Annotated in this window: 18 protein-coding genes and 2 tRNA genes; 17 read left to right on the top strand and 3 right to left on the bottom strand. The window is 33.9% G+C overall.

The annotated features are described in order from the left end of the window. Nucleotides 1–46: 46 nt before the first annotated feature. Both G6Z82_RS04395 and G6Z82_RS04390 read left to right on the top strand, forming a co-directional pair. Complete coding sequence (locus G6Z82_RS04395) at nt 47–940, top strand: ABC transporter ATP-binding protein (RefSeq protein WP_035511940.1); 894 nt, start codon at nt 47–49, stop codon at nt 938–940. Further along, entirely contained in the window at nt 937–2,166 is a 1,230-nt protein-coding gene (locus G6Z82_RS04390; RefSeq protein ID WP_006738334.1) for an ABC transporter permease, read from the top strand. The genes G6Z82_RS04395 and G6Z82_RS04390 overlap by 4 nt, the downstream gene beginning before the upstream one ends. Nucleotides 2,167–2,228: 62 nt before the next feature. Here G6Z82_RS04390 and G6Z82_RS04385 read toward each other — a convergent pair. Together G6Z82_RS04385 and G6Z82_RS04380 are read right to left on the bottom strand one after the other, a co-directional pair. Next, nucleotides 2,229–2,301 (bottom strand) — tRNA-Gln (locus G6Z82_RS04385). Between the two features lie 4 nt (nt 2,302–2,305). Further along, nucleotides 2,306–2,377, bottom strand: a tRNA-Glu gene (locus G6Z82_RS04380). 126 nt (nt 2,378–2,503) lie between these two features. Here G6Z82_RS04380 and G6Z82_RS04375 point away from each other — a divergent pair. Continuing rightward, a complete protein-coding gene (locus tag G6Z82_RS04375) occupies nt 2,504–3,517 on the top strand; it encodes a serine hydrolase domain-containing protein (protein WP_006730178.1) in 1,014 nt (337 codons plus the stop codon). 2 nt (nt 3,518–3,519) lie between these two features. Here the strand turns inward: G6Z82_RS04375 and G6Z82_RS04370 are convergent, their stop codons facing one another. Beyond that, entirely contained in the window at nt 3,520–4,872 is a 1,353-nt protein-coding gene (locus G6Z82_RS04370) for a Mur ligase family protein (protein ID WP_006730159.1), read from the bottom strand. A gap of 129 nt (nt 4,873–5,001) precedes the next feature. Here G6Z82_RS04370 and G6Z82_RS04365 point away from each other — a divergent pair, with 129 nt between their 5' ends. The 14 genes from G6Z82_RS04365 (at nt 5,002) to G6Z82_RS04300 (ending at nt 16,100) form a co-directional block, all read left to right on the top strand. Further along, on the top strand, nt 5,002–5,595 hold the full coding sequence (locus tag G6Z82_RS04365) for a thymidine kinase (protein WP_006729221.1): 594 nt from the start codon (nt 5,002–5,004) through the stop codon (nt 5,593–5,595). 32 nt (nt 5,596–5,627) lie between these two features. Next, nucleotides 5,628–6,716: a peptide chain release factor 1 gene (prfA, locus tag G6Z82_RS04360; protein ID WP_006730205.1), complete on the top strand. Its 1,089-nt coding sequence runs from the start codon at nt 5,628–5,630 to the stop codon at nt 6,714–6,716. Beyond that, entirely contained in the window at nt 6,709–7,548 is an 840-nt protein-coding gene (gene prmC / locus G6Z82_RS04355; protein ID WP_006738341.1) for a peptide chain release factor N(5)-glutamine methyltransferase, read from the top strand. Before prfA ends, prmC begins: the two co-directional genes overlap by 8 nt. 4 nt (nt 7,549–7,552) lie before the next feature. Beyond that, a complete protein-coding gene (locus G6Z82_RS04350; RefSeq protein ID WP_006733437.1) occupies nt 7,553–8,548 on the top strand; it encodes an L-threonylcarbamoyladenylate synthase in 996 nt (331 codons plus the stop codon). A gap of 99 nt (nt 8,549–8,647) precedes the next feature. Then, nucleotides 8,648–9,277, top strand: a complete 630-nt coding sequence (gene upp / locus G6Z82_RS04345) for a uracil phosphoribosyltransferase (protein WP_006730115.1) — start codon at nt 8,648–8,650, stop codon at nt 9,275–9,277. Between the two features lie 94 nt (nt 9,278–9,371). Beyond that, a complete protein-coding gene (gene atpB / locus G6Z82_RS04340) occupies nt 9,372–10,088 on the top strand; it encodes a F0F1 ATP synthase subunit A (protein ID WP_006733439.1) in 717 nt (238 codons plus the stop codon). An 18-nt stretch (nt 10,089–10,106) separates the two neighbouring features. Beyond that, nucleotides 10,107–10,319: a F0F1 ATP synthase subunit C gene (gene atpE / locus G6Z82_RS04335; RefSeq protein WP_006729215.1), complete on the top strand. Its 213-nt coding sequence runs from the start codon at nt 10,107–10,109 to the stop codon at nt 10,317–10,319. A 44-nt stretch (nt 10,320–10,363) separates the two neighbouring features. Beyond that, complete coding sequence (gene atpF / locus G6Z82_RS04330) at nt 10,364–10,864, top strand: F0F1 ATP synthase subunit B (RefSeq protein ID WP_006729214.1); 501 nt, start codon at nt 10,364–10,366, stop codon at nt 10,862–10,864. Further along, on the top strand, nt 10,864–11,433 hold the full coding sequence (gene atpH / locus G6Z82_RS04325; protein WP_006733453.1) for an ATP synthase F1 subunit delta: 570 nt from the start codon (nt 10,864–10,866) through the stop codon (nt 11,431–11,433). The genes atpF and atpH overlap by 1 nt, the downstream gene beginning before the upstream one ends. After that, on the top strand, nt 11,423–12,934 hold the full coding sequence (atpA, locus tag G6Z82_RS04320; protein WP_006730105.1) for a F0F1 ATP synthase subunit alpha: 1,512 nt from the start codon (nt 11,423–11,425) through the stop codon (nt 12,932–12,934). The genes atpH and atpA overlap by 11 nt, the downstream gene beginning before the upstream one ends. A 17-nt stretch (nt 12,935–12,951) precedes the next feature. Then, nucleotides 12,952–13,905, top strand: a complete 954-nt coding sequence (locus tag G6Z82_RS04315) for a F0F1 ATP synthase subunit gamma (protein ID WP_164785839.1) — start codon at nt 12,952–12,954, stop codon at nt 13,903–13,905. 23 nt (nt 13,906–13,928) lie between these two features. Then, nucleotides 13,929–15,371, top strand: coding sequence for a F0F1 ATP synthase subunit beta (gene atpD, locus G6Z82_RS04310; RefSeq protein ID WP_006730163.1), 1,443 nt, complete (start codon nt 13,929–13,931; stop codon nt 15,369–15,371). Nucleotides 15,372–15,382: 11 nt separating this feature from the next. Further along, entirely contained in the window at nt 15,383–15,817 is a 435-nt protein-coding gene (locus tag G6Z82_RS04305; protein WP_006729209.1) for a F0F1 ATP synthase subunit epsilon, read from the top strand. A 49-nt stretch (nt 15,818–15,866) separates the two neighbouring features. Continuing rightward, nucleotides 15,867–16,100 (top strand): DUF1146 family protein, encoded by a 234-nt coding sequence (locus G6Z82_RS04300; RefSeq protein ID WP_006729208.1) that lies wholly within the window; start codon nt 15,867–15,869, stop codon nt 16,098–16,100. Nucleotides 16,101–16,109 lie beyond the last annotated feature (9 nt).

Raw genomic sequence — 16,109 nt, 5'->3', positions numbered from 1 at the left:
TTATTTTCATATGATATCTTTTACTATATGTGAGGAGGCGAATCTTATGTTAACAATTAAGCAGTTAAATAAGAGTTTTGGAAATAAACAAGTCTTATATGACGTTAACTTTACTGCTCAAGATGGACATATTTTGGGATTGATCGGAAAAAATGGATCTGGTAAAACTACTATTTTTCATAGTATTTTAAAATTTGTGGAATATAGTGGTGATATTTTAATTGACGGTCATCCATTCGGAGCAGGTGATTACAATAGTGTGGGTTATTTACCCGAAGAACGTAGTTTGTTACCTAAATTCAAGATTAAGCAACAGATTAAATTCTTAGCTAGGTTAAAAGGAATGGATGATAAAGAAATCGATAAATTATTAGCTGACTGGATGTCGCGACTTGAAGTTAAAGGAAAGGTTGATGACAAAATAAAAAGTCTTTCTAAAGGAAATCAACAAAAAGTGCAAATGATTGCGACTCTTATTCATAATCCACAATTAATTATTTTAGATGAACCTTTTAGTGGATTAGATCCTTTGAATGTTGAAATAATGAAGCGTGAGATTCTTAATCAAAAAAGTAAAGGAGCAACAGTTATCTTCTCAGATCATAATATGTCTAATGTAGAGGAGCTATGTGATGACGTGGTAATGATAGACAATGGTAAAGTTGTGCTTAACGGAAATACTTATGATGTGCGTAATAAATTTGGCCTAACGCGGATATATGTTAGAACCTCTATGGCTATTGAGGACTTAGCCAAAATTGATGGTGTTGAAAAAGCAGAATTACTTAATGATGGTCGAATCAAATTATACTTAACTTCGGCTGAATATGGTTATACGATTTTTGATATCTTATCACAAGGAAAATATATCCAAACATTTGATCAGGAGCCTCCTACTTTGAATGAGATATTTAAGCAAAAGGCGGGTGAAGGTTTATGAAAAAGATATTAATTGTTGCCAAGGAAACATTTTTTCGCCAAATAAAATCTTGGGGCTTTATATTTATGGTATTAGGTCCATTCATTATTGTTGGCATTAATATCATCATTGGTCTTGCTACAGCTAAGAGTGCTCACCAAAAGAATGACACTGATAATAGGATTGCTGTAGTTTGTAAAGATAATTTACTAAAAACCAATTTAAAAGCTAATCCAGATGTTAAACTTTATGACAATCAAGCTACAGCTAGTAAATTATTTGAAAAAGGGAAAATTAAAGGTTATCTTTACTTGACTATAAAAAAGAATCAGCAATTGGATGCAACGGTTTATCTGCAACCAACTGATTCTAGCAATATTCATAAAAGAAGTAGTGTAATTATATCTGGACTACAAAATAATATTAATTTTGCTACAGCTAAGCTATCTAATGAACAAAAAAAGAAAATTATGACAGTACCTGAGGTACATATAAAACAAGCAGAAAAGTCTAAAGAAATCAAGAATGATACAGGTATTAAAATAATCTGTTTCTATGCTGTCTGTTTTATCTTATATTTCATTTTGTTGATATATAATGGTGTTACTACACAGGAAATTGCTACAGAAAAAGGAACTAAGATTATGGAAGTTGTTTTTTCAAGTATGCCTGGTGGTGATTACTTTATTGGTAAAATAATGGGATTAATTGGAGAAGTATTATTGCACATAGGCATTTATCTTGTAGGTGGATATAGCATTTGGCGATTATTACCTTATTTTAAAGAAGGTAAAACATTAGTACATCAATTTGATCCTTTTGTTGGTGCAATTTTAGGTAATATAGGTATTTATAGTCTGATATATGTTGTTGCTGCATTAATCATTTGTCTTATTTTGGCTGCATTATGTGGAGCTTTGGCTTCTAAGCCAGAAAATGCAGGTAAAACTGCCCAATTTATGACAATTTTGATTATTTTGTGTTTTATTTTAGCTACACAATTTAATAATAATGTACATAGTAACTTGTTATTTGTTTTATCATATGTTCCCTTTATTTCTTCATTTATGATGCCAATTAGAATTATTTATGAAGTAGCATCTACGTGGGAAATATTAATTTCAATTTCAATAACAGTAGGCTTTTTAATAGGGATATTGATTTTAATTAGAAGAATATATCCACGTCTAATTTTACAGACTGATGATAGTGTGTTTAAGGCACTTAAAAAGGCTATGATGAAATAATAGTCAATAAAAAAAGCTCTTTAAATAAAGAGCTTTTTTTATGTGAGTAAGAAATCGTAAGATTGGGTTGACCGGGCTCGAACCGATACATTAGGGATTCAGAGTCCCCCGCCTTACCAATTTGGCTACAACCCAGTAATCACCCGTACGAGAATTGAACTCGTAACTCCACCTTGAGAGGGTGGCGTCTTAACCATTTGACCAACGGGCAAAACTAACAATAACTAATATAATTTAATATTTTAAAGATGTCAAGGCTTATAATTAAAATTTTGTATAATCGATGGTAATTTGATATGTATAGCAGGTATGATATATATTAAGTGGGTGATAAATTATGGAGTTTTTAAAGACTAAAAAATTGATTGAAATGATGGTAGCATCCAAAATAGTACCTGGTGTTAATTATCTAATTTTTAAAAATAATGATGTATGGCAAAATACAGTCGGGTTGTCACAAATAATACCGCAACCTGTTCCATTAAAAGCAGATGCAATTTATGATTTAGCTAGTTTGACTAAGGTTATTGGCACAACTAATGTTCTGTTGAAATTAGCAGATGAAGGTAAAATTGCTTTCAATGATACTTTAAAGATGTATTTGCCTGAATTTTTAGATAAGAGAGTAAAATTAAGTGATTTATTAACACATACTAGTGGTATTAAAGGTTGGATTGCTAATCGGGATCAATTAAATGCACGTGAATTATTGCAGGCAATTATTAATCTACCTGTAACAGAAGAGTTTGAACATAAAGTGCGTTATGCTGATACTAATTTTATTTTATTAGGCTTAGTACTTGAAAAAATATATCAGCAAGATTTGCAAGATATCATTATGCACGAAGTAATCAAGCCTGCAGGACTTAAAGCAACTAGTTTTGCTCCTGATGCTAATAAAACAGTCCCTACAGCAATGAATCAGCAGGGAATTATGTTGTGCGGTGTAGTGCATGATCCTAAAGCACGAGTGTTAGGTAAAAGTTGTGGGTCAGCAGGATTATTTTCTAATATTGCTGATTTATATCGATTAGCACAAGGCTATGTTGGATTAAGGGATGATATTTTACCTTTTGGCTCAGCAACATTATCTGAGTTATACAAAATAAAAACCCCCGCTAAGCTGCATGCTCGTAGCTGGGGGTGGGATTTGTGCTTTGATCCATCTGATCATCATACATTGATTTATCATACAGGATTTACTGGAACATTCATGTTACTTGATAAGGTCAAAAAAACAGGGCTAATTGTCTTAACAAATCGTATATATCCTTCTGGACACAATTTGATTTTCCTAAAAATGCGTCAAAAAATTATCGAGTCTTTTTTATTAGAAAACTCGATAATTTAAATTTACATATTTACATTGATTATTTTTCTTTCTGCCATTTTTTTACGCAAGCTAAGCATAGCAGTATAAGTTGATAGAATATATATTTTTTTGCAAGGCAAATTAGGAATTGCATCGATTAACTCGTCATCAGTAGGAGTAGTTTCCATGATTTTAGGATCAAAACCAGCGACTTTTAGTCGTAAATGCATATCTTGGTGGCGTAAACCACCAACTAAGATGTGTTTAATATTTTCTTTGTGTAAGGATTCATAATTGGAATCCCAGATCCATGAAGTGTCAATACCATCTGCATGATTGGCATTCAATAAAGTTATTAAAGAATAGTCGTCATTTTCAGTATTGAGCATATTTAGAACAGAATCTAAGCCAACTGGATTTTTGACTAAAATTAGAATGATTTCCTTATCAGAGTAGTTAATTAATTCTTGTCTCCCAAAAATTCGCTTATTTTTGCTAAATGATCTGGCAATCTCATCATCTGACAAGCCAAATTCTTTAGCTACAGAATAGGCAGCTAAGGCATTATATATGTTATAGGTGCCACCAATAGCCATTTGATATACTTTAGTACCCATTTTAAATGTTAATGATTTAGGCGTTTGTTTGACGATTTCATTGACAGTATATTTTAATTTAGGTCGATGAAAATTACATTTAGGGCAGAAATAGTTACCTAAATTAGCATAGACTATTTCGTGGTAATGTAGAATATTATGACATTTTGCACATAATACACCATCAGTATTAACTGGAGCTAGTAAATCAGTTTTTTGGTCTGAATTATTTAAATCAAAGCCATAGAATATTTTCTGGTTAGTTAGATCGTCTGATGAAAAAATGCTTGCATCACCATTTGCCACAATGGTAGCATCAGGACAATTTTTAATTCCAGTGATAATCTTTTCATAAGTCGTATAAATTTCACCATATCGATCCATTTGATCTCTGAAAATATTGGTTAATACCACTACCTTTGGCTTTAAATAAGTAGTAATAATTTTTAAATAAGCCTCGTCTACTTCTAAGACAGCGATTTTACGTTGACTATGTTTTTTGCGATGAGCTAAAAAGGCAGTTATTATTCCTTGTAACATGTTTGAGCCCGAAGGGTTAGTTAACACATCACCATATTTTTCTTTTAGTGCTTCTGTTATGATAGAAGTAGTCATTGTTTTGCCATTGGTTCCTGTTACAAGTATGACTTCATAATCGCTAGCAAGTTCTTCCAAAATATTGTGGTCAATTTTAACAGCCAATTTTCCAGGAAAACTTGTTCCACCGTTGAAAATATTGTGCAAGACTAAGTAAGAAACTTTACCTAAGAATTTGGCTAAATTAGTTTTAATAAACATATTGATCCTCCATTTCAAACTAGAACATACTATAGCATATGATTAACATTAAAACGATATTTATCTGCAATATTTATTAATTTAATCTATACTTATTTTATGTAAAGAAAATAAAGGGGAGAAATTAACATGCCACAATTATTTTTTCGTTACGGAGCAATGAGTTCAGGTAAAACAATAGAAATTTTAAAAGTTGCTCATAATTATGAGGTGCAAGGAAGAAAAATAGTTTTAATGACGAGTGGATTGGATGATCGAAGCGGTGTCGGTGTAGTTTCTTCACGAATTGGATTACATCGAACTGCTGTTGCGATTGATCATGATATGAATATTTTTTCTTACGTTAAGGAAGAAAATAAAAAATCTTTGAATATTGAGCATGAACCATTAGCTTGTGTTTTAATAGATGAGGCACAGTTTTTAACAAGACAACATGTTTTACAATGTACTCATATTGTTGACGACCTTAAAATACCTGTCATGGCCTTTGGTTTAAAAAATGATTTTCAGAATCACTTATTTGAAGGTAGTGAGAATTTATTGATTTTTGCTGATAAAATAGAAGAGATGAAAACTATTTGTCATTATTGCGGTCATAAGGCAACAATGAATTTAAGAATAAATAATGGAGTACCAGTTTATGAGGGAGAACAAGTACAAATTGGTGGGGACGAGAGTTATTATCCAGTTTGTCGACATCATTATTTTAATCCCGAAAAGTAAATTATTTTTATGATGAAAGAGGAATTTTGCCAATGGATAAAGTTATGGCACAGTTAGAGAGCTTATTAGCTCATTATGAAGAATTGCAGGAAATGATGTCAGATCCTGAAGTTATCAATGATACTAAAAAGTATATGGAAATTTCAAAAGAAGAGGCCGATTTGCGTGAAGTAGTTGAAAAATACAAACTTTTTTGCAATGATCAGTCAGAAATTGCTAACAATAAAGAAATTATATCTCATGAATCAGATTCAGATTTAATTGATATGGCTAAAGAAGAAAACATAGCCCTTGAAGAAGAAGTAAATAAGCTAGAAGAAGAAATAAAAATTTTGATGTTACCTAAAGATCCTAATGACGATAAGGATATCATTATGGAAATAAGAGGGGCTGCTGGTGGTGATGAGGCGTCTTTATTTGCAGGTGATTTGTTGCGGATGTACCAAAAATATGCTGAAAATCAAGGCTGGCAGATGTCGATTATTGACGCTGAAGAAACTGAAGTTGGTGGTTTTAAGCGTGTTGCTGTGATGATTAGTGGTGATAAAGTTTATTCAAAATTGAAATATGAAAATGGTGCACATCGTGTCCAAAGAATTCCTGTAACTGAATCACAAGGACGTGTACATACATCTACTGCAACAGTTGCTGTTATGCCAGAATATGAACAAGTAGATTTAGATTTAGATCCTAAAGATATTAGGGTTGACGTTTATCGTTCATCTGGTGCGGGCGGACAGCATATTAATAAAACTTCTAGTGCGGTTAGAATGACACACTTACCAACTGGTATTGTAGTGGCTATGCAGGATCAAAGATCACAACAACAGAATCGTGAAAAAGCTATGCAGATTTTGAAATCAAGGGTTTATGATTTTTATGAGAGTCAAAATCAGGCTAGTTATGATGCTAAACGAAAAGAGTCCGTTGGTACTGGTGATAGATCAGAAAGAATTAGAACATATAATTATCCACAAAATCGTGTTACAGATCACCGCATCGGTTTAACTTTAAATAAATTAGATCGAATTATGAATGGTGAGTTAGAAGATATTATTAGTGCACTAGTTTTATATTACCAAACAAAACAATTAGAAAAGATGGCTGATGATAATGCCTAGCTTTAGAACATTAAGGACGAAGTTTATTGCTGAAAATCCACAAATTCTAGCAGAAGATGTTGATTTTGTTTTAGCAGAAAGGCAAAATTTGACTCCTAGTCAATATCGTTTGCAATTGGATCAGGATTTGCCTAAAGAACAATTAACTCAAATAAAAAAAGATTTAAATAAATTGCATAAGGGGATGTCACCTCAATATATCGTAGGTCATGCATGGTTTTTAGGTTATAGTATTGATGTTCATCCTGGCGTATTGATTCCTAGATTTGAGACTGAAGAGCTAGTTACATGGGCTTTAGATTATCTCAAGGATAATAGTAAAGTATTAGACTTAGGTACTGGTTCTGGGGCGATCACTGTTGCATTAGCTAAAAAAGCTGAGTGCAAGAATATAAACAATATTGTGTATTATGCTAGTGATATTACTGATTCGGCATTACGGCAAAGTGAGGAAAATTTCCTAAAATTTAACTTGAATGATATCATCACTAGAAAAGCAGATGTCCTGATAGGATTAGAAAAATTTGATTTAATTATTTCCAATCCACCATATATTAAAAATAGTGAAAAAGATTTGATGGATCAAAATGTTATAAAAAATGAACCAGAAGAGGCACTTTTTGCTGGAGCAGATGGCTTAGATTTTTATCGTCGTTTTGTTAAACAAGTTCCAAAACATTTAAACAAAGATGGACATTTCTTTTTGGAGTTTGGTTTTTCACAAAAGGATTTATTGGCTGAATTATTTGCCAAGGAGCTTCCTGAATTTACAATTGAATTTAAAAATGATTTAGCTGGTAAACCGCGAATGGTTCATGGAAGGTGGAAATAATAAATTGGATACACAAATTTTTAATAAAGATAATATTAAACAAGCTGCTCAATTGTTAGCACAAGGCGAGTTAGTAGCTTTTCCTACTGAAACTGTTTATGGCTTAGGAGCTGATGCTACTAATGAAGAAGCAGTCAAAAATGTATATAGAGCTAAAGGCAGGCCAAGTGATAATCCTTTGATTGTAACTGTTGCAGATGAAGCGATGATGAAAAAATATGTTACTGAAATACCTGCTGATGCTCAAAAGTTAATTGACTATTTTTGGCCAGGTCCGTTGACTTTAATTTTATTTATTAAAGAAGGTGCATTGCCTGATGCTGTGACTGGAGGATTGCCAACAGCTGCTTTTAGGTGTCCACAGGATCCTTTAACTAATGAGTTAATTCAGACTTTAGCTAGACCAATTGTAGGTCCATCAGCTAATACTTCTACTAAGCCTTCGCCAACGACAGCAGAACATGTATATCATGATTTAAAAGGCAAGATTGCTGGTATTATTGATAATGGTCCTACAAAAATAGGATTAGAATCTACAATTATCGATTTATCTGTAGATCAACCAGTAGTTTTAAGACCAGGTGAAATTACTCCAGATGAGTTATCAGAAGTATTACATAAAAAAGTTTTACTCAATAAAGGTACAGTTCAAACTAAAGATGTGCCTAAAGCACCAGGGATGAAATATCGTCACTATGCTCCTAGCTCACCAGTGTATATTGTGGATGATCCAGCAGATTTTGCATATATACCGCATGATTCATCAGTAGGTGTAGCTGCATTAGCTGATAATTTGCATGATTTGGGAGATGCAGATAGCTTTTCATTAGGTGTTTCTATTGATGAAGCAGCACATAATTTGTTTGGTGCATTAAGATATTTTGATAGTAATGAGCAAATAAAAACAATATATGTTCAAGGTTTTGCTAAAGGAAATATTAGTGCAGCATATATGAATAGATTAAATAAGGCTGCTTCAGGAAATCATTTTAAAAAATAGGCGAGATTAATTCTCGCTTTTTTTTTTGATGTTTTGAGTTCATTGTATCTAATGTCTGCTAAAATAATAGTCGGATATATTTTTTTACAGGAGGAAATTATGGGAAAGTTTACAGTTCTTAATCATCCGTTAATTCAACACAAATTAACTATTATTCGGAAAAAGACAACAGGTACTAACGAGTTTCGTCAAATAGTTGGTGAGATTGGTGGATTAATGGTGTATGAGATGACACGTGATTTACCATTGAAGAACGTTGAAATTGAAACTCCAATTGGTAAGACCGTTCAAAAAGAATTGGCAGGTAAGAAATTAGTAGTTGTACCAATTTTACGTGCAGGTTTGGGAATGGTTGAAGGTGTTTTGCAGATGATACCATCAGCTAAAGTTGGACATATTGGTATGTATCGTGACGAAGAGACTTTAAAGCCACATGAGTATTTCTTCAAAATGCCCCCTGAAGTTGAACAAAGACAATGCATTATTGTTGATCCTATGTTAGCTACGGGTGGTTCAGCTAATTTGGCTATCGGTGCCTTGAAAAAACGTGGCGTAACTGATATCAAGCTAGCCGTTTTGGTTGCTGCACCTGATGGTGTGAAGGCAGTCCAAAAGGAAAATCCTGATGTTGATATATATGCAGCAGCAGAAGATGAAAAATTAATGTCTAATGGATATATTTTCCCAGGGTTGGGAGATGCCGGTGACCGTTTATTTGGAACAAAATAAACAATAACTGAATATTTATTTGAAAATTTAATAAAAACGGGCGTATAATTTTATATGTGTGCATGGTAATAAGCACTGGAAGGGAGGTCACGAAGTGGGTGAGAAATCTATAGTTGTTAATTTTTTAGGATTGAACTTTAATATTACCAATTGCTTTTCAGGAACTTTGGTAGCAATTGCAATATTCGGATTAGTTTATTGGTTATCAGGTAAAGTTTGTTTAAAGCCAGGAAAAAAGCAGAATTTTCTGGAAGCTATTATCGACTTTACAAATGGTATAGTTAAGAATAATGTTTCCGATAGTGAAGTGCAATCAAAATTATCATTGTATGCATTTACATTATTTTTGTTTATTTTCTTTATGAACCAATTGGGTTTATTCCTAGAAGTAAAGATTAATGATCAAATTCTTGTCAAATCACCAACAGCAAGTCCATTAATTACAATGACGATGGCGATGATGACATTGCTTTTATCGTATCACTTTGGTATTAAAAAGTTTGGAGCAAAGGGCTTTATAGCTAATTATGCCAAACCAGTTGGATTTTTGCTGCCGATTAATGTTATTGAAGAGTTTACGAATTTTTTGACATTGTCATTACGTTTGTACGGTAATATATATGCCGGTGAAGTATTATTGAATTTGATTGGCGAGCATCTTGCTAAAAGTGCAGGATGGGCAACAATCTTCGCTTCGGTACCATTAACTATGATATGGCAAGGCTTCTCTATTTTTATAGGCTCGATCCAGGCATATGTATTTGTAACACTTTCGATGGTTTATATTAATAAGAAAGTCATGGAAGAATAATTTTTTGGAGGTTTTTTTATGAAACAATTAGCTGCCGCACTTGTTGCAGGTCTGACTGCGTTAGCTGCATGTTGGGGTAATGGACGTGTTATCTCAAAGACTATTGAGGGTATGACAAGACAACCCGAAATTTTTAATGAATTAAGAACTAACATGTTTATTAGTGTTGGTTTGATTGAAGCTGTTCCTATTTTGGCAATTGTTATCAGTTTCTTAATTCTTTTCTTGTAATTATTTAGCTATGTGTATTTAATTACAGGAAAGGAGGGTTTCATATGCAAATAATGTTAGCTGCTATCAAGCTCGAATTAGGTGATACTTTATATTATCTTTTAATTTTTGCTGCATTGTTGTGGTTAGTCAATCATTTTGCTTTTGGACCTGTATCATCAATGATGGAAAAAAGGCGCAAAAAAGTCATTTCTGATTTAGATGATGCAGAAAATAAGCAAAAGAAAGCAGAATTATTAGCTAATCAACGTGAAGCAGAATTAAAGAATTCGAAGCAGGAAGCAACACAAATCCTTTCTATAGCTAAGAGCAATGCGGAAAAGACCAAAGATGGAATTATCAGTGCTGCTAATAGTGAAGCTGCTTCTATTAGAGAAAAAGCTACACAAGATGCTGCACAAGCAAAAGCTGATGCATTAAATCAAGCTCATGATGCAGTAGCTGATATTTCTGTCACCATTGCTGAAAAGTTGATTGGTAAGAACCTTTCGATGGCAGATCAGAAAGATTTGGTAGATAAATTTATCAAGGGGCTGAATGAGTAATGTCTCTTAGTAGGGAAGAAATAGCTTCCAGATATGGAATGGCGTTATTTGAATATGCTAAAGAAAACGCTAAACTTGCACTTGTTCATGATGAGGTGGATGAGCTGATTAAAGTTTTGCAGGAAAATCCTAAATTTGAATTGTTGATGGCTTCTCCTTTGTTGTCTAGTAACGACAAGAAGCAAATATTAAAGGCAGTAGCTGCTGAAATGACAGTAGAGATGGCTAATTTCTTAAATTTAGTTTTAGAATATGGTCGTTTTGCGGATTTAGGTTGTATTTTGCAAGCTTTTGATAAGTTTTATGATCGAGAGATGAATGAGGCAAGTGGCGTAGCAATCAGTGCTATTGCTCTTGATGATGAACAGTTAGCTGCCATTAGTAAGTCATATGCTAATAAATTCAACTTGAGTAATATTCATTTAACTAATCAAGTAGATGCCAATATTCTGGGAGGTGTGGTTCTTAAAGTAGGGGATCACATAATTGATGGATCAATCAAAAATAAATTGCAGCAGATTCGCAAGCAATTAAGTATAAGTAAAAGAGGTGAGACCATTGAGCATTAAAGCGGAAGAATTAAGTGCTTTAATTAAACAACAACTTGAAAATTACAGTGAAAAGCTCAACGTCGACGAAGTTGGTACAGTTACTTACGTCGGTGACGGTATCGCCAGAGCTCACGGCTTAGATAATGTTTTATCAAGTGAGTTATTAGAGTTTTCTAATGGTTCATATGGTATTGCACAGAACCTTGAAGCAAATGATGTTGGTATTATCATTTTAGGTAAATTCGATGACATTCGTGAAGGTGATCAAGTTAAGCGTACAGGAAAAATCATGGAAGTTCCTGTTGGTGAGGCATTGATCGGTCGTGTTGTTAATCCATTGGGACAACCTGTAGATGGCCTAGGCGAGATAAAGACTACAAAAACTAGACCAATAGAAAGCAAGGCTCCCGGTGTTATGGAGCGTCAGTCCGTTAACCAACCTTTACAAACAGGTATTAAGGCAATCGATGCCTTGGTTCCAATTGGTCGTGGTCAGCGTGAGTTGATTATTGGTGACCGTAAAACAGGAAAGACTGCACTGGCTATTGATACTATCATTAACCAAAAGGGTCAAAATGTAATTTGTATTTATGTTGCTATTGGTCAAAAGGAATCAACAGTTAAAAATTCCGTTCAAACTTTGAAGCGATTTGGAGCAATGGATTATACGATTGTTGTTCAAGCTGGACCTAGTGAGCCAGCTCCAATGCTTTACATCGCTCCATATGCAGGTACTGCAATGGGTGAGGAATTTATGTACAATGGTAAGGATGTGCTTATTGTTTTTGATGACTTAAGCAAGCAAGCAGTTTCTTATCGTGAAATATCATTATTACTTCGTCGTCCACCTGGTCGTGAAGCATATCCTGGTGATGTTTTCTATCTACATTCACGTTTGTTGGAACGTAGTGCTAAATTGAGCAAAAAATTAGGTGGTGGTTCAATGACTGCCTTACCATTTATTCAGACACAAGCCGGTGATATTTCAGCATATATTCCAACTAATGTTATTTCAATTACTGATGGACAAATTTTCTTAGAGTCAGATTTGTTCTTTGCAGGTACTAGACCAGCTGTTAATGCTGGTGAATCAGTTTCACGTGTTGGTGGTAGTGCACAGATTAAGGCTATGAAGAAAGTTGCCGGAACTTTGCGTGTTGACCTTGCTTCATATCGTGAATTGGAAAGTTTCGCACAATTTGGTAGTGATCTAGATCAAGCTACACAAGCTAAGCTTAATCGTGGACGTAGAACTGTAGAAGTTCTTAAGCAACCATTGCATAAGACATTACCTGTTGAAGATGAAGTGTTGGTATTATATGCACTGACACATGGCTTTCTTGATGAGATACCAGTTCCTGATATTCTTCGTTATGAAAATGAATTGTATGATTTCTTTGCAAGTAATCATAATGATTTACTCGATGTTATTAGGACAACTGGTAATTTACCAGATGAAGATAAATTAAAGGCTGCTTTAAAAGACTTTAACGAAGGTTTTTCAATAGGTAAAAATTAGGAGGGAAGGTTATTTAAATGACAGAGTCTCTCCTTGAATTGAAGAAAAAAATCTCTTCTATTCAAAAAACAGGTCAAATTACTGAAGCCATGAGAATGGTTTCAGGTGTAAAACTTAATCGTACTGAAAAGCTAAATCAGGCGTATACAGTATATAACGATCATATTCGTCAAACTATTTCTCACCTTGTTAGTGCCAAAATTTTTGATGAGTTTAACAAGAAAAATGTGGAAATGTGTGACGATGAAATAAATTCCCTTGATTATAGTGATATATTCGAATTGGGTAAGATTGTGGACTTAATTCAACCACGCAAGGAAATTAAAAGTACTGGTTACTTAGTAATTAGTGGTGACCGTGGTTTGGTAGGTTCCTATAATAACCAAGTCATTAAAAATATGATGGATATTTTTAAAGATGCTGAAATTGAAAAAAGAGATGCCAAAATACTAGCCGTAGGTAGTATTGCTGCACAATTTTTCAAAAAGCAGAATTTGAATGTCGTATACGAATATAAAGGAGTAGATGATGTGCCTAATTATAAACAAGTTAGAGACATTATCCAATCTGCGATTAAGATGTATCAAAATGGTGTATATGATGAATTATATGTTTGTTATACGCACCATGTGAATACTTTATCTTCAGCATTTCGTGTTCAGAAGATGTTACCAATTTCTGATTTAGATATTTCTGATGAGGAAGTGGTCCCTAAAGATTATATTGTTGCCCCGAGCGTTGATTCGGTTTTGAGATCGGTTTTACCGCAATTTGCCCGTTCAATGATTTTTGGTGCAATTTTGGATGCTAAAACTGCAGAACATGCAAGTTCTATGACTGCAATGCAAAGTGCGTCTAAAAATGCTGAGGATGTTGTTTCTAGATTGACAACCAAGTTAAATAGGGCTAGACAAGCACAAATTACCACACAGATTACTGAAATTGTTGGTGGTGCTAATGCCCTTGAATGATAAGAGGAATAGAGGTAGATATTTTGAGCAAAGGTAAAATTTTACAGGTTATCGGACCTGTTGTTGATGTTCAATTTCCTGTTGATAAAAAATTACCTGATATTAATAATGCCTTGCATGTAAAAAACACTAATGGTGATATCTTAGTGCTTGAAGTAACACTTGAACTTGGTGATGGTGTTTTAAGAACTATTTCAATGGAATCTACCGACGGATTGAGACGTGGGATGGAAGTTGAGGACACAGGTGGCCCAATTTCTGTTCCTGTTGGTAAAGCAACATTAGGTCGTGTATTTAATGTTTTAGGTGACCCAATTGATGGTGGTCCTGAAATTGCTGATGACGTTCAACGTGATGGAATTCATAAGGATGCACCTAAGTACAATGATTTGAGTACCAGTGAAGAAATTCTAGAAACAGGTATTAAAGTTATTGACTTGTTGGAACCATATGTCCGTGGTGGTAAAGTTGGATTGTTCGGTGGTGCAGGTGTTGGAAAAACAACTATTATTCAGGAATTGATTCATAATATTGCTCAAGAACATGGTGGTATTTCTGTATTTACTGGAGTTGGCGAACGAACACGTGAAGGAAATGACCTTTATTTTGAAATGAAGGCATCTGGTGTTTTAGCTAAGACAGCCATGGTCTTTGGGCAGATGAATGAACCACCTGGTGCACGTATGAGAGTTGCGTTAACTGGGTTAACTATTGCGGAATATTTCCGTGATGTAGAAGGCTTAGACGTATTATTGTTTATTGATAATATTTTCCGATTTACTCAAGCAGGATCAGAAGTTTCAGCTTTGTTAGGACGTATGCCTAGTGCTGTAGGATACCAACCAACTTTGGCTACAGAAATGGGTCAATTGCAAGAAAGAATTACGTCTACTAAAAAGGGTTCTATTACATCTATTCAGGCAGTTTATGTTCCAGCTGATGACTATACAGACCCTGCACCTGCAACAACATTTGCTCACCTAGATGCTACTACTAATTTGGAGCGTCGCTTAGTTGAGCAAGGTATATATCCTGCTGTTGATCCTTTGGAATCAACATCTAGTGCTTTGGATCCTGAAGTTGTTGGTAAGGATCATTATGAAGTTGCTGTTCAAGTGCAGCATATCTTACAAAGATATCAAGAATTACAGGATATTATTTCTGTTTTGGGAATGGATGAATTATCAGATGAAGAGAAATTAATTGTTGCTAGAGCAAGAAAAATACAATTCTTCTTGTCACAGAATTTCTTCGTAGCTGAACAATTTACTGGCTTGCCAGGTTCATATGTTCCAATCAAAGAAACCATTAAAGGGTTCAAGATGATTATTGATGGTAAGTTAGACGATTTGCCTGAAGATGCATTTAGAAATGTTGGTCCAATCGAAGATGTAATTAACAAAGCTAATACTATGGGAGTAGTACCTAGTGACCCTGATGCTAAAGCTATGTTGAAAGCAAAGTAGGTTGATATATCATGGTAGAAGCAGAGAAGCTTTTAACTGTAACTGTTGTTACACCTGACGGAGTTATTTATTCACATCGCTCAAGTAAGATTTCATTTAGAGCGATTGATGGTGAGAGAACAATTTTGTATAATCACTTACCTTTAATTACTCCATTAGCTATTGCAGAAGTTAAAGTTAAGCGAGAATCCAAACATGGAGTTGATCATATAGCAGTTAATGGTGGTTATATGGAATTTTCAGATAACAAGGCTACTATTATTGCTGATAGTGCGGAACGTGCACGAAATATTAATGTTGAACGTGCACAAGTTGCTAAAGAGCGTGCAGAAAAGCATATCCAAGAAGCTAAATCTCATCATAATGATCGTGAGATGTATAAGGCTAAGATTGCTTTAGAGCGAGCACTTAATCGTTTACATGTTCGTGAAAATTTAGGTAAATAATCGTAAAGGATGGGTTTTTGCCCATCTTTTTTTGCTTAAGGAGAAAAAGATGAAAGATTTAGGTATAGGTGCTTTAATAAGGATTATTACATATCTCGTGACAATTGCTTATTCCTTTAAGGTTGTTAAATGTCTTGCATTAGAAAAATTTATCCGTAAAGGGAAGACTAATGAAGTTAAAATCTTATTGATTTTTATTGCCATTTCATTAGGTTATTTAGTGGGACAATTTTTAATTAATTTAATGTATTATTCAATGTTACTGAAATGGTTATTTATTTAATAGCTATTA

The organism is Lactobacillus iners (genome assembly GCF_011058775.1).
Taxonomy (GTDB): domain Bacteria; phylum Bacillota; class Bacilli; order Lactobacillales; family Lactobacillaceae; genus Lactobacillus; species Lactobacillus iners.
Note: the sequence above shows the minus strand (reverse complement) of the source record. Positions and strands in the feature narration are given on the sequence as shown.